General features: G+C 70.7%; 10 protein-coding genes. All 10 read left to right on the top strand.

From position 1 onward, the window contains the following. The first annotated feature begins 59 nt into the window (after nucleotides 1-59). Complete coding sequence (locus ACLJQF_RS17780; protein WP_410609982.1) at nucleotides 60-1,685, top strand: ABC transporter substrate-binding protein; 1,626 nt, start codon at nucleotides 60-62, stop codon at nucleotides 1,683-1,685. 93 nt (nucleotides 1,686-1,778) lie between these two features. Further along, nucleotides 1,779-2,708: an ABC transporter permease gene (locus ACLJQF_RS17775; RefSeq protein ID WP_410609980.1), complete on the top strand. Its 930-nt coding sequence runs from the start codon at nucleotides 1,779-1,781 to the stop codon at nucleotides 2,706-2,708. Further along, nucleotides 2,701-3,654 carry an ABC transporter permease gene (locus ACLJQF_RS17770; protein WP_410609979.1) on the top strand — a complete coding sequence of 318 codons (954 nt, stop codon included), beginning with the start codon at nucleotides 2,701-2,703 and terminating at the stop codon, nucleotides 3,652-3,654. The genes ACLJQF_RS17775 and ACLJQF_RS17770 overlap by 8 nt, the downstream gene beginning before the upstream one ends. 5 nt (nucleotides 3,655-3,659) lie before the next feature. Then, nucleotides 3,660-4,655: an ABC transporter ATP-binding protein gene (locus ACLJQF_RS17765; protein WP_410609977.1), complete on the top strand. Its 996-nt coding sequence runs from the start codon at nucleotides 3,660-3,662 to the stop codon at nucleotides 4,653-4,655. After that, nucleotides 4,648-5,646: an ABC transporter ATP-binding protein gene (locus ACLJQF_RS17760; protein ID WP_410609975.1), complete on the top strand. Its 999-nt coding sequence runs from the start codon at nucleotides 4,648-4,650 to the stop codon at nucleotides 5,644-5,646. Before ACLJQF_RS17765 ends, ACLJQF_RS17760 begins: the two co-directional genes overlap by 8 nt. A 72-nt stretch (nucleotides 5,647-5,718) precedes the next feature. After that, on the top strand, nucleotides 5,719-7,446 hold the full coding sequence (locus tag ACLJQF_RS17755) for a S8 family serine peptidase (protein ID WP_410609974.1): 1,728 nt from the start codon (nucleotides 5,719-5,721) through the stop codon (nucleotides 7,444-7,446). A gap of 82 nt (nucleotides 7,447-7,528) precedes the next feature. After that, on the top strand, nucleotides 7,529-8,365 hold the full coding sequence (locus ACLJQF_RS17750) for a hypothetical protein (RefSeq protein WP_410609972.1): 837 nt from the start codon (nucleotides 7,529-7,531) through the stop codon (nucleotides 8,363-8,365). 46 nt (nucleotides 8,366-8,411) lie between these two features. Next, nucleotides 8,412-9,170 carry a hypothetical protein gene (locus ACLJQF_RS17745; protein WP_410609971.1) on the top strand — a complete coding sequence of 253 codons (759 nt, stop codon included), beginning with the start codon at nucleotides 8,412-8,414 and terminating at the stop codon, nucleotides 9,168-9,170. A 77-nt stretch (nucleotides 9,171-9,247) separates the two neighbouring features. Further along, entirely contained in the window at nucleotides 9,248-10,042 is a 795-nt protein-coding gene (locus ACLJQF_RS17740; protein ID WP_410609969.1) for a hypothetical protein, read from the top strand. Nucleotides 10,043-10,283: 241 nt separating this feature from the next. Then, entirely contained in the window at nucleotides 10,284-13,943 is a 3,660-nt protein-coding gene (locus tag ACLJQF_RS17735; protein ID WP_410609968.1) for an ALF repeat-containing protein, read from the top strand. Nucleotides 13,944-13,967 lie beyond the last annotated feature (24 nt).

Raw genomic sequence — 13,967 nt, 5'->3', positions numbered from 1 at the left:
CTTCGTCGGCCCCGATAGCGTGCGTCTCACCTTTCGGACACACCGGATATGGAGGGATCATGCGTCGTTCGCGCAGGCTCTGGGGACCCACGGTGGTGATGACTTCGCTGGCACTCGTGCTCGCCGCGTGCGGTGGCGGGTCGGGCAGCTCCGCGGGCGCCGGCGAGACGGACCCGGACGGCACGGTGAGCGTCTACGGCACCGAACCGCAGAACGCACTGGTCCCGACCAATATCAACGACCTGGGCGGCACCAAGGCGATCCAGCCGATGTTCGCCACATTGGTCGGCTTCAAGGGCGCGGACGCCAAGCCCTTCAACCTGATGGCGGAGTCGATCACCACGACCGATTCCAAAGTCTACGACATCAAGATCAAGCAGGGCTGGAAGTTCCACGACGGCACCGAGGTGAAGGCGCACAACTTCACCGACGCCTGGAACTTCGCCGCCTACGCGCCGAATGGCCAGCTCAACACCGACTTCTTCTCGAACATCCAGGGCTACAAGGACGTTCACCCCGAGGACGAGAACGCCAAGCCGTCCACCGAGGGAATGTCCGGGCTGGTCGTGAAGGGCGACTACGAGTTCCAGGTGACGCTGAACGCGCCGTTCTCGGTGTTCGACATCAAGATCGGTTACCAGGCCTTCGCGCCGCTGCCCGACGTGTTCTTCAAGGACCGCCCGGGCTTCGAGCAGCACCCGATCGGCAACGGCCCGCTCAAGTTCGTCTCGCGGACGCCCAACCAGGACATCAAGCTCACCCGGTTCGACGACTACAAGGGTGACGACAAGGTCAAGTTCAAGAACCTCGACATCAAGATCTACGCCAGCCAGGAGACCGCCTACCAGGACCTGCTGAGCGGGCGGCTCGACTTCATGGAGGCGCTGCCGCCGTCAGCGGTCGCGGGCGGGAAGTACAAGGCCGACCTCGGCGACCGGCTGGTGACCGGCCACCTGCTCGGGATCAGCACGATCGCCGTGCCCTACTACGTGCCCGGCTACAACAACCTCGAGCTGCGCAAGGCCATCTCGATGGCGATCGACCGCGCACAGATCACCAAGACCGTCATGAACGACACCTACGTGCCGGCCGACGGCTACATCTCGCAGGGCATCCAGGGCGCACGCGAAGGCGTCTGCCAGTTCTGCCACTTCGATCCGGTGGCGGCCAAGGAGGCCTTCCGGAAGTCCGGTTTCCAGGGCAAGCTGACCATCGCGTCCAACGCGGACGGTGGCCGCAAGGAACCGCTGGTCGCGGCGTGCAACAGCATCAAGAACACCCTCGGCGTCGAGTGCGACTTCGTGCCCGCCACCGACTTCGGCCAGTGGCGCAGCATCGTGACCGGCCACAAGCTCACCGGCATGGGCCGCTCGGACTGGTCGGCGGACTACCCGTCCATCGAGGACTTCCTCAACCCGATCTTCAAGACCGGCGCGTCCTCGAACGACTCGACGTACTCCAACCCGCAGGTGGACGCCATCCTCAACCAGGCGGACTCGACCGTCGACAAGGACGCCGCGGTCAAGCTGTACCAGCAGGCCGAGGACCTGGTCGCGAAGGACCTGCCGACGATCCCGGTGTGGGACGAGAAGGGCACCGCGGCGAAGTCGAAGAACCTCAAGTCCGCGGCCCTGGACTTCCGCCGCATGCCGGACTACCCGTCCATCGAGGTCCTGAAGAAGTAGTTGCGGCTCCCACCACCACGCCGTCGTGAGTGGTAATTCGGGTTCTAACCCGAATTACCACTCACGAGGGCCGGCGCGCACTAGGAACACTTGATGACCCGCTATGTCCTGCGACGGCTGCTGCAGCTGATCCCGGTGTTCTTCGGCACCACGTTCCTCATCTACGTCCTGGTCTGGGCCGTGCCCGGCGACCCGTTCTCCGGCAAGTGCGGCCAGGCCGCCTGCCCGCCGGCCTACGTCGCCCTGATGACCGAGAAGTTCCACCTGGACGACAACATCTTCGTCCAGTACGTCAAGTACCTCGGCAGCCTGTTCACCGGCGACTGGGGCGAAACCTTCAACGGCACGTCCGTCGGCGAGCTGATCGCGACGTCCTATCCGATCACCCTGCGCCTGGCCGTGATCGCCGTGATCATCGAAGCGGTCATCGGGCTCACGGCCGGCGTGCTGACCGGCCTGCGCGGCAAGGGTTTCCTCGACAACCTCGTGCTGGTTTCGACGACGTTCCTGATCTCGCTGCCGGTGTTCGTCACCGCGATCGTGCTGCAGCTCGCCTTGGGCGCCAACGGCCTCGGCTGGATCGAGGCGAGCGTGTCGGACGACCCGAGCATCGGCGAGCTCATCGTGCCGGGCATCGCGCTCGGCAGCCTGTCCATGGCGTACGTCGCCCGGCTGGCGCGGACGAGCATCGCCGAGAACCGCCGCGCCGACTACGTCCGGACGGCGATCGCGAAGGGCCAGCCGCAGAGCCGGGTCGTGCTCGTCCACCTGCTGCGCAACTCGGTGATCCCGGTGCTGACGTTCCTCGGCACCGACCTCGGTGCCCTGATGGGCGGCGCGATCGTCACCGAAGGCGTGTTCAACATCAACGGCCTGGGTGGGCTGATCTTCCGCGGCATCCAGAACCGGGAGAGCGCGACGGTCGTCGGCGTGGTCGTCCTGCTGGTGGTGGTGTACCTGCTGATGAGCCTGGTCGTCGACCTGCTCTACGCCGTTCTCGACCCGAGGATCCGCTATGACTGACCCGAACCTGGTGGGCGGCGGCGGGGCCGACGCGGCGGAACTGTCCCGTGTGGACGACTCCGCCACCGGCCCGCAGAGACCCCGCAGCCTGTGGAGCGACGCCTGGCGCCAGCTGCGGCGCAAGCCCGCGGTGATCGCCTCGGCGGTGATCATCCTGTTCATCGTGCTGATCGCGATCGCGCCCGGGCTGTTCAGCTCGCGTGAGGCGGGCTTCAGCGACCTGACGCACGCGAACGAGGGCCCGTCCGCGGACGCCTGGTTCGGCTACGACAACCAGGGCCAGGACGTCTACGCCCGCACGATCTACGGCACCCGCGCGTCGCTGCTGGTCGGCGTCTTCTCGACGCTGGTGACCGTGCTGCTCGGCTCGATCATCGGCATCGTCGCCGGCTACTACGGCCGGCTCGTCGACAGCCTGCTGTCGCGCTTCGGCGACATCTTCGCCGGCCTGCCGTTCGTGCTCGGCGCGATCGTCATCCTGACGACGTTCAACGCACCCGGCTCCAATCCCGGCGCGGTGACGATCATCGTCCAGGTGGTCTGCTCCATCGCGGCGCTGAGCTGGCCGGTGGGCATGCGGATCATGCGCTCGGCGACGCTGGTGGCCAAGCAGCTCGACTACGTCAAGGCCGCGCGTGGCCTCGGCGCGAGCACCCCGCGGATCATCTTCCGGCACCTGCTGCCGAACACGATCGCGCCGGTGCTGGTGTACGCCACCATCGCGCTCGGCGCGTTCATCGGCGCCGAGGCGACGCTGGCCTACCTCGGCATCGGCGTGCGCGCGCCGGTGATCTCGTGGGGCGTGCTGATCGCCGACTCGCGGGACTACTTCCGGAACGACCCGCACATGCTGCTGTTCCCCGGTGCCTTCGTCACCCTGACCGTGCTGGCCTTCGTGATGCTGGGCGACGGCATCCGCGACGCGCTCGATCCGAAGTCGAGGTAGATCCTTTGTCCGACAACGAACTGCTGCTCGAGGTCGAGGACCTGCACGTCGAGTTCCGGACGTCCGACGGCGTGGCCAACGTGCTCAACGGCGTCGGCTATTCGGTGCACGCGGGCGAAACGCTGGCCGTCCTCGGCGAGTCCGGCTCCGGCAAGAGCGTCACCGCCCAGACGGTGATGGGGATCCTCGACACGCCACCCGGCGTGATCACCGCCGGCGCGGTGCGCTGGCGCGGCGAGGACCTGCTGACCGCGTCCGAGGACCGCCGGCGCGAGGTGCGCGGCAGCGAGATCGCGATGATCTTCCAGGACGCGCTGTCCGCGCTGAACCCGGTGTTCACGGTGGGCTTCCAGATCGAGGAACAGCTGCGCGTCCGGCTCGGCATGTCCAAGAAGGACGCCCGGAAGCGCGCGATCGAACTGCTCGACATCGTCCGCATCCCGGCCGCGGAACACCGGATCAAGGACTACCCGCACCAGTTCTCCGGCGGGATGCGCCAGCGCGCGATGATCGCGATGTCGCTGGCCCTCGACCCGGACCTGCTCATCGCCGACGAGCCGACCACCGCCCTCGACGTCACCGTGCAGGCCCAGATCATGGACCTGCTGGAGGAGATCCAGGCCGAACGCAAGATGGGCCTGGTCCTGATCACCCACGACCTCGGGGTGGTCGCCGAGGTCGCCGACCGGATCGCGGTGATGTACGCGGGCCGGATCGTCGAGCAGGCCGACGCCGTCGAGCTGTTCCGCGCGCCGGCCCACCCGTACACCGCCGCGCTGATGGACTCCCTGCCCCGGCTCGACCTCAAAGGACAGACCCTGGAGACCATCAAGGGCCTGCCGCCCAGCCTGCTGAACATCCCGCCGGGCTGCCCGTTCCACCCGCGGTGCAAGCGGGCCGAAGCTCGCTGTTCGGAAGAGGTTCCGCCGCAGCACGCGATCGGCTTCGGCCGGACCAGCGCGTGCCACTTCGCCGAAGAGGTGGTGAGCTCCCGTGCCTGACCCCATCCTGTCCGTTCAGGACCTCAAGAAGTACTTCCCGGTCCGCACCGGCATCCTGTTCAAGCGCACGATCGGCCAGGTCAAGGCCGTCGACGGCGTCTCGTTCGACCTGATGCCGGGCGAGACGCTCGGCGTCGTCGGCGAGTCCGGCTGCGGGAAGTCGACGCTCGCCCAGGTCCTGATGCGCCTGGAGGAGCCGACCGGCGGCACCGCGAAGTTCGAGGGCCGCGACATCTTCGCCATGCGAGGAGCCGAGCTGCGGAAACTGCGGCGCGAAATCCAGATCGTGCTGCAGGACCCGTACACCTCGCTCAACCCGCGGATGACCGTCGGCGACATCGTCGGCGAGCCGTTCGAGATCCACTCCGATGTCGCCCCGAAGGGCTCGCGGGCCGGTAAGGTGCGGGAGCTGCTGGAGGTGGTCGGGCTCAACCCGGAGCACCTCAACCGCTATCCGCACCAGTTCTCCGGCGGTCAGCGCCAGCGCATCGGGATCGCGCGGGCGCTCGCGCTGCGGCCGAAGGTGATCATCTGCGACGAGCCGGTGTCCGCATTGGACGTCTCGATCCAGGCGCAGGTGATGAACCTGCTCGGCGACCTGCAGAGCGAGTTCGGCCTGTCCTACGTCTTCATCGCGCACGACCTTTCGGTGGTGCGGCACCTGTCGAACCGCGTCGCGGTGAAGTACCTCGGAAAGATCGTCGAGCTCGGCACCGACGAGGAGATCTACGAACGACCGTCCCACCCGTACACCCAGGCGCTGCTGTCCGCGGTGCCGGTGGCGGACCCGGCCGTGCGCGGGCGCCGCCAGGTGATCCGGCTGACCGGGGACGTGCCGAGTCCCCTGGATCCCCCGTCCGGGTGCCGGTTCCGCACGCGGTGCTGGAAGGCCCAGGACCGGTGCGCGACGGAGGTGCCGGAGCTGGTGCCCAGGACGGACGGGCACTTGTCAGCTTGTCACTTCGCGGAGCAGAAGTCGGTTGTTCCATAACGTACGTTTGGCCGTTGTACACGCATTGTCCGGTCTATACGGTGCAGGAACCGCTTTCTGAGGAGGAGAAACGTGAAGAGATCCAGGCTTCTGGCCGCGGTGCTGGCCGTGCCGCTGTTCGGCGCGGTTTCCGCGGTCGCGGTGCCGGTCGCGTCGGCGCAGCCCGCGCTGTCCGGCCCGGCGACCGAGTTCACCGTGCTCGCCAAGGACGTCCAGAGCATCGGCACTGCTCAGCAGGCGATCAAGGCCGCGGGTGGCACGGTCCTGGAGACCAACACCGCGGTCGGCCTGATCAGGGCCAGCGCGCCGGCGACCGGGTTCAGCGAGCGCGTCACGACGAACCGCGCCGTGTTCGGCGCCGCCAAGGCCCAGTCCATCGGCTCGGTGCCGAAGACGGGCAAGAAGGCCAAGGGTGACGCCGGCGTCGAGAAGGAAGGCCGTGGCGGCGCTTCGAAAAAGAGCACAGCCGCCACCAAGGCCGTCGGGATGGACCCGCTGGACGACCAGCTCTGGGGCCTCAAGTCCGTCCGCTCGGACCTCTCGCGCACCAAGCAGGCGGGCAGCAAGCAGGTCAAGGTCGGCGTCATCGACACCGGCATCGACGGCTCGCACCCGGACATCGCGCCGAACTTCGACCTGGCCGACTCGCGCAACTTCACCCGCGACATCCCGACCGACGTCAACGGCGCCGAAGTCGACGGTCCGTGCGAGTTCCGCGGCTGTGTCGACCCGGCCAACCACGACGACGGCGGCCACGGCACGCACGTCGCCGGCACCATCGCCGCCGCGGCCAACGGCTTCGGCGTCTCCGGTGTCGCACCGAACGTGACGCTGGTGAACATCCGCGCCGGCCAGGACTCGGGCTTCTTCTTCCTGCAGCCGACGGTCGACGCGCTGACCTACGCCGGCGACGCCGGCATCGACGTGGTCAACATGTCGTTCTACACGGACCCGTGGCTGTACAACTGCACGGCGAACCCGGCGGATTCGGCCGCCGAGCAGGCCGAGCAGCGCACGATCATCGAGGCGACGCAGCGCGCGCTGAACTACGCGCACCGCAAGGGCGTCACGATGGTGGTCGCGCTGGGCAACCAGCACACCGACCTGGGCGCGCCGCTGCCGGACACCACGAGCCCGGACTACCCGGCGAACAGCACGCACCCGCGCACGGTGGACAACAGTTCCTGCCTGAACCTGCCGGTCGAGGGCAACCACACGATCGGCGTGGGCTCGTTCGGGCCGTCCCAGAAGAAGGCGGACTACTCGAACTACGGCCTCGAGCAGATCTCGGTCTCGGGCCCGGGCGGCTTCTACCGCGACGGCTTCGGCACGCCGTGGTACCGCACGGTGGAGAACGAAATCCTTTCGACGTACCCGAAGAACGTGGGCATCGCCGAGGGCAACATCGACGCGGACGGCAACGTCACGCCGGACGGCGTCACGGCGGGCGTCAAGAAGGCCACGGCGGCCGACGGCCGGGTCGGCTACTACCAGTGGCTGCAGGGCACGTCGATGGCCACCCCGCACGCCACCGGCGTCGCGGCGCTGATCATCTCGCAGTACGGCAAGAAGTCGCACGGCGAGTTCGGGATGGACCCGGACAAGGTCCAGCGCGTCCTCGAGGGCACGGCGGCGAAGATCGCCTGCCCGGTTCCGCGCACGGTGGACTACCTGAAGGAAGGCCGCACGCCCGAGTTCACGGCCACCTGCCAGGGTGACCCGTCGTTCAACGGCTTCTACGGTCACGGCGCGGTCGACGCCTACGCGGCGGTGACGCTCGGTTCGCAGTACCTGAAGTAAGGAACGCTCGAAACGCAACGCCCCGGACAGGCAACCTGTCCGGGGCGTTGCGCGTGTATGCCGTGACTCGGGGGAGGTTCCGTTGATCGTTCGTGAGCCGGCGCTGCCGGTGGACCCGAACCTGCCCGGCGAGCCCACGGTGCTCGAGGTGGGCAGTACCCGGCTGTGGCTGGGCCGGCGCGGGGTGCGGGTGTGGCTGCCGACGCGGCTGCTGGCGCTGCGCATCGGCGCGCGCGGCTTCGGGCTGCGCGAAAAGCCGGAGTACGCCATCGTCGTCGCCGTTCTGACGTCCTTCGGCGCGGCCGTGGTCACCAAGACGGACCTGCCGGGCAAGGGAGCATTCGTCGGCGTGCTCCTGGCCGTGGTCCTCGTGCTGCGCCGGCGGCGGATGCAGACCCGCGAGCGGCTCGCCGAGCGCCTCGCGGGCACCGGAACCCCGCCCTCCCTGCGGGCGGCGGCCAAGCAGGTGGGCTGGTGGTACCTCAGTGCGGTGGCGGTCACCTTCGCCGGCGGAGCGGTGTTGTGCGCGGCGTCGTTCCTCTCCGCGCCACTGTCCTCCGCGGGGCACTGGTACCTGCCGTCGGTCGAAACCGGGGTGCACACGTTCGCGCTGGCCGTCACCGCCGGGGCGACGGCGCTGGTGCTCGGCAAGGCGCTCCGCGCGCCGGTGATCGCGGAGGACGAGACGTCCCGGCTGGTCGACGAAGTGCTGCGCGCCGAGGACGTCCACCGCTACACCTCGTGCACCGGGTACGCACTGTTCACGGCCCCGGTGCTCATGGCCGGCTGGGAGCCACCCGCCCTGCTGGAGCGGGCCGCGTGGGTGTACGTGGCGGTGGTGGCCGGGCTGGAGCTGACCGGCTGGCTGCTGCATCGCCACCGGTACCGCCGGCTGCCGCCCGGCTGCTACGGCCGGTAAACCTTTTCCCGCTTCGAGCGTGTACGGCAGGACAGGGGGAGGTCCGATGGCGGTGGAAGCAGCGTGGACGACGCTCGCCGAGCGGCAGGGGGCGCGGGCGTGGCTGGCCCGCCGCGGCGTGGAGGTGGACGAGCCGACGCCGCTGCTCGCGGTGCGCGCCGGGGCCCGGGAGCTGGCCACGCGGTCCTACCCGGCCTACAACGTGCTTTCCTCCCTGCTCTGGGCGTTCGCCTTGATCCCGGCGGTCCCGGTGCTCGCGCGGTTCCTGGTGTTCGCCGTGGTCTGCACCGCCTTCCCGCTGCTGCAGTGGCGCCGGGTGCATCAGGCCGACCGCGCCGCCGCCCGGCTGGTTCCCCCGGGCGCCCGGCCGTCGGTCCGGGAGGCGGCCGGGCAGGTGGGCTGGTGGTACCTGGCCGCGGTGGCGACGACGTTCGGCGGCGGCGTGGTCCTGTGCGCGGTGTTCGCCGCCAACCCGGTGGGCTGGGCGGCCGCGCTGGCGATCGGCGCCGCGAGCGTGGCGCTGGTCCTCGGCCGGGCCCTGCGTGCCCCGGTGATCGCCGAGGACGGGGCATCCCTCGCCGTCGACGCCGCCTTGCGGGCCTACGACGCCCGGGCATTCGCGGTGCCGTTCCTGTTCACGTTCCTCGGGTGGATCGACCTGTCCACCAGCTGGCCGTGGCCCCCGGCGCGGTGGGTGCCCGCGGCCGGGTACTTCGCCCTGGTGGTGGCGGTCCACGTCGGTGCCGCGAAGGAGGCCCGGCGCGAAAGCCTGCCGCCCGGCCACTACGGGACGGTGACCTCGTGATCGGCGCGGTGGTCCGGGCGTGTACGGCCCCGCAGGGGAGAAGCCGTGGCTGAACAGGTACCGAGCCGGGAGGTCCGATGAGCACGGAAGCCGAGCGCGCCATGAGCCTGCGGTGGCTGGCGAGCCGCGGGCGGCCGGTCGCGGCGCCGACGCCGTTCCTCGACGCCCTGCTGGCCACGCGCAACGTCGCCATCGGCCGCGTCCTGCCGTGGCTCCTGCTGTTCGGCGCACTGGCGACGGCCGGATCCATCGGCTACCACGAGCTGTTCGGACCGGGCGCGACCGTGGGCACGCCGGCGTACTTCGCCTGTTTCGCCATCCAGCTCGCCATCTGGCTGAGCGCCCGGTCCCGGCAGCGCGCGCTCGCGAAGCAGACCCGTCGGTGGCCCGGTGCGACGCACGAACGACCCGGCGGCTGGTTCGTCGCCTCCGCGGCGCTGGCCTACGGCGGCGGCGCCGCGCTGGCCCTCGTCCTGTTCTTCGCCACTCCGGCGCGGACCTACGCCGCGAGCTGGCTGGGTCTGCTGCTCCTGAGCGCGTTGTGCAGCGGCTGCGTCCTGGCCGGATTCCTGCGGGCGCCGGTGCTCGCGGTGGACGAGCCGTCGCTGGCGGTGTACCGGGCACTGCTCGCGGAGAACGTCCACGCGGCGGCACCGGCTTTGGCGGCGGTCCCGCCGATCCTGGACGTCGCCCTCGGAAACCGGCTGCCGGCGGGGTACGGAGGTTGGCTGGTCGCGTACGCGGCACTGGTGGTGGCGACGGAGCTGGTGGCCTACGTCCGAAGCCGCCGTCCCTTGCCGCCCGGCCACTACGGCGATCCGCTGCCGGTGCAGACCGACGTCGACTGGTCGCCCCGAAGCTTCGGCGCCTGAAGTGGTTTTCCGCTGGAAAACGGTCGGTCTCCGGTAGGAGAGCGGGCCGGTTCGCGTTCCTGATCGGCATTCGTCCCGATTTGTCGGGGTGTGCCGGATATCGGCGTTTCCGGTGGTGAGAGCGTGATCGTGACCCGTCCGGCCGTTGACAGAAACGGGCGGGATCGGGAAATCTTCACCTCGGAGAAATGCGGTCGGGGACCCGGTTCTTCGGACATTCCGCTCGAGGGGGACTTTCAACGTGCGCACCGCGCTGAGACGATTTCGTGCTGCCCTGATCACGACCGCCGTGGTCGCCGTGACCGCGGGTTCGGTCACCGTCCCGGTGGCCGCCGCGGCCGCCGCGCCGCCGCCGGACCGGGCCCAGGTCGAGGTCCTGTGGAAGTACGGCGGTCCGGTCACCCGGGCCGACGCGGCCGCGGCACTCGCCGGTTCCGACGCCGACGTCACCACCTTCCTCACCACGCTGCGCCAGCGCGACGCCGCGATCGACCGGGACGTGCACGTCAACCAGCTCATGGCGGCCGGTGGACCGGCGACGAGGAGCGCGGCGCAGCAGGCGTTGGACGCCGGGGACGACGACGCGCTCGTCAGGTTCCTGCAGTCGGGCTGGCAGGCGCCCTACACCAGTGACCTGCGGGTCCGGGTCGATCAGGTCATGGCCGCGGGCGGGCCGCAGCTGCGCCAGGCGGCACAGAAGGCTCTGGACGCCGGCACCGACGACGCCTTGTCGGCGTTCCTGCAGGCCGGGTGGCGCGGCCCCTTCGCCACGGACCAGCGGCTGCGGGTCAATCAGGCAATGGCTGCCGGTGGCCCCGAGGTCCAAGCCGTCGCGCAACAGGCGCTCGACGACGGGACGGTCGACGCCTACAACCGCTTCCTGGATGCCGACCTCCCGGTCGCACAGGCCCGGGACGCCGAGACGACGGACGTCGCCCAGCTCGCCGCGACGGCGAGCAATGCGGCCTCGACGGCGGCGACCGAGACGAAGGCGGCACAGGACGCCTCCGATCGCGCGGTCACCGAGGCCGCGGCGGCCCAGACCGCGGCACAGGCCGCGAAGGACGCGGCTGCCGCGGCGCAGGGGCACTCCCAGCAAGCCACCGACGCCGCCTCCCGTGCCGCCTTCGCGGCCCGCCAAGCGGCCGCGACGGCGCAGGAAGCGATCGGTGCGGCCAATGCGGCGTCCTCGGCGGCGAACACCGCGGCAGCCGCGGCGTCGCGCGCTGCCGCCGCAGCCGCCGCAGCGGGACGAGCGGCGTCCAACGCCTATGACGCCGCGGCTCTCGCGGTCGGTGATCAGAAGAAGGCCGGCGACGCGAAGTTCGCGGCGCAGGTGGCCCGGGACGCCGCCAATGCCGCGTCCACCGCGGCCAACGCCGCGGACTGGGCCAGGACGGCCTCTCAGCAGGCCGGTCTGGCGGGCAATGCCGCCAACGACGCCGCCAACCAGTCGGTCAACGCCGCCAATGCCGCGACCGAGGCGGCCGACGCTGCCGCCGCGGCGGGCGCGGACGCGCGGGAGGCCAAGGCCGCCGCCGCTCGTGCTCGCGCGCAGGCTGCCCGTGCCGTCGCCGCGGCCGGTGCCAGCCGCGCCTGGGCGAACCAGGCGGCTGACCAGGCCGGCCAGGCCGCCGCGGCCGCCCGGGCAGCGGGAACGGACGCGACGAACGCCGCGGCCGCCGCCGAGGACGCCGCCGCGCACGCCGGCCAAGCCGCCGATGCAGCGCAGCAGGCCACCAACCACGCGAATGCCGCGACCGCCGCCGCTACTACCGCGGTCAACGCCACCCACCAGGCAGCCCAGATCGCCGCCGCGGCACGTCAGGCGGACGCGGACCGGATCGCCCTGGCCGCGCAGCAGGAGGACGACGCAGCCAGGGACGCCCTCGCCGCCGCAGCCCAGCTGCCCGTGACCCCGCGGTGGGATCTGGACCAGGCGGCCACCTGGGACGCCGAAATCACCCGGCTGCTCGCCGAGGCCACCGCGTCCGGCACGGCACGGGCGACAGTGCTGACCGATGCGCGCAAGATCGCCCTGACCCTCAGCGTCACCGGCGGACCGTGGACCAGGGCGGCGGCCGGGTCGGCCCTTGCCGGATCCGACGACGAGGCCGTTTCGTTCGCCACCGGTGGCTTGCTCGCCGCGGCCGGGCAGGACGACCGCGTGATCCTCGGAGATCTGGCGGCGGCCGGAACTTCGGCCTTCAAGGACGCGGCGGCCTCGGTGCTGGCCGGGCCGGACACCGGAGTCCGCGACTTCCTGCGCAGCCGCGAGTATCCGGGACGCGAGCAGGACGACCGGATCCTGGTCGACCAGGTCATGGCCGCGGCGCGCGCGGACGGGCACCTCACGGTCGTCGCCAACGGGCAGAAAGCCCTCGACGCCGGCGGTGACCAGCCACTGCGGCAGTTCCTCGAGACGGGCCGGTATTCCGCTGCCGAGATCGACGACCACGTCGCGGCGAACCAGATCATGTCCGCCGCGCAGTCGTCGGGCTCGCGAGAGCTGGCCGCCGCGGCGCAGGCCGCGCTGGACGGACCACCCCAGCTGCTGCACCGGTTCCTGACCGTCGGCCAGTACACGGCCGCCCGCCGGGATCAGAACAGCGCGGCGCACTACGCGGCGATCGACAGCCTGCTCGCGCAGGCTTCGCGTGCGGCCGCCGACGCGACGCACAACGCCGACGACGCACAGGCCGCGGCTGCGAGGGCTCGCAACGCGGCCCAGCAGGCCGCGGACTACGCCAACCAGGCCGCGGCCGCGGCCAGCCAGGCGGCCGGTTACGCCAATCAGGCCCAGGACGCGGCGGCCCGTGCGGCCGCCTCTGCCGTACAGGCCAAGCAGTCGGCCGACACGGCCGCCCAGGCCGCCGCTTCGGCCGTCGCTTCGGCGGACCGGGCGTCACGCTCGGCGTTGTCCGCCCAGCACTCGGCGGACATCGCGGCCGGGTACGCCGACCAGGCGGCCACCTCGGCCCGCACCGCGTTCGACGCTGCCGTGCAGGCGGGCCTCGACGCCCACGCCGCCGACGAGGCTGCCCGGCAGGCGTGGCAGACCGTCGTCACCAAGGCGAACGCCGAACGCCAGAAGATCATCGACGACCGCACCACGGCGTGCCAGAACCGGAAACAGCAGGGCGTCGTGCTGCTCAGCACCGCCGATTGCATCCTGCTGGTGACGGGCACGGACGCCGACCGCGAACGCATCTTCGGGGCCATGCAGCAGGCGTGCCGCCGGCTGAACGAGGGCGACAACGACCTCGTCAACCGGTGCCTGGACCCGAACAACCTGTGGGACCCCAACTTCAACCCGCTGCCCGATCCGGCCGCCGCGATGGCCGCCCACACCTTCATCGGACCGCCCGGGGAGGCCGCGGCGCTCGAAGGGTTCGAGGGACTGCTCGGTCTCGCCGAAGAGGGGGCGGAGGCCCTTTCGGTGGCCGCCGAAGCGAGCAAGCTGGCCACAGCGGTGAACGAGGCCGCCACGGGCGAGCGGCTGGTCGGCCAGGACGCCCAGCTCGCCGAAGCCGCGCAGGAGGTCGCGGGCCGCCAGCTCGGCGACCACATCGTCCTGGGGTCCCGCTACCACGGGCTGGAGGACCTGACGGCCAAGCTCGGCGGCCGCAACCTGCTGTCCGATCTGGACTGGCGGGAACAGGTGCAGATCTCGGCCGACCTGCTGAAGCTCGGGGACACGGACATCAAGGTCTCGTTCGCGCTGGACGGGCTGGAAGGGGAGACCCCGGCGGAGATCCTCCACCAGGCCTACCTGGCCGACATGCGCGGAACCGCCAACCCGACCCAGTGGGAGCTCACGACGTACAAGTACGCCGGCGTCCTGGACAAGGTCGAGTTCTACCAGGGCGGCGTGCGCACCCCGAACCCGTACGGTGGGTAGCGCGCCCAACGGACAGAGAGGAAG

The sequence above is a fragment of the Amycolatopsis sp. lyj-109 genome (genome assembly GCF_046548995.1).
Classification (GTDB): Bacteria; Actinomycetota; Actinomycetes; order Mycobacteriales; family Pseudonocardiaceae; genus Amycolatopsis.
The sequence above is the reverse complement of the archived record's forward strand: the minus strand, read 5'-3'. Positions and strand labels throughout refer to the sequence as shown.

Coding starts and splice junctions, on each gene's coding strand:
- ACLJQF_RS17745 (WP_410609971.1), top strand. CDS start 8,412: ATGGCGGTGGAAGCAGCGTGGACGACGCTCGCCGAGCGGCAGGGGGCG.
- ACLJQF_RS17780 (WP_410609982.1), top strand. CDS start 60: ATGCGTCGTTCGCGCAGGCTCTGGGGACCCACGGTGGTGATGACTTCG.
- ACLJQF_RS17740 (WP_410609969.1), top strand. CDS start 9,248: ATGAGCACGGAAGCCGAGCGCGCCATGAGCCTGCGGTGGCTGGCGAGC.
- ACLJQF_RS17775 (WP_410609980.1), top strand. CDS start 1,779: ATGACCCGCTATGTCCTGCGACGGCTGCTGCAGCTGATCCCGGTGTTC.
- ACLJQF_RS17770 (WP_410609979.1), top strand. CDS start 2,701: ATGACTGACCCGAACCTGGTGGGCGGCGGCGGGGCCGACGCGGCGGAA.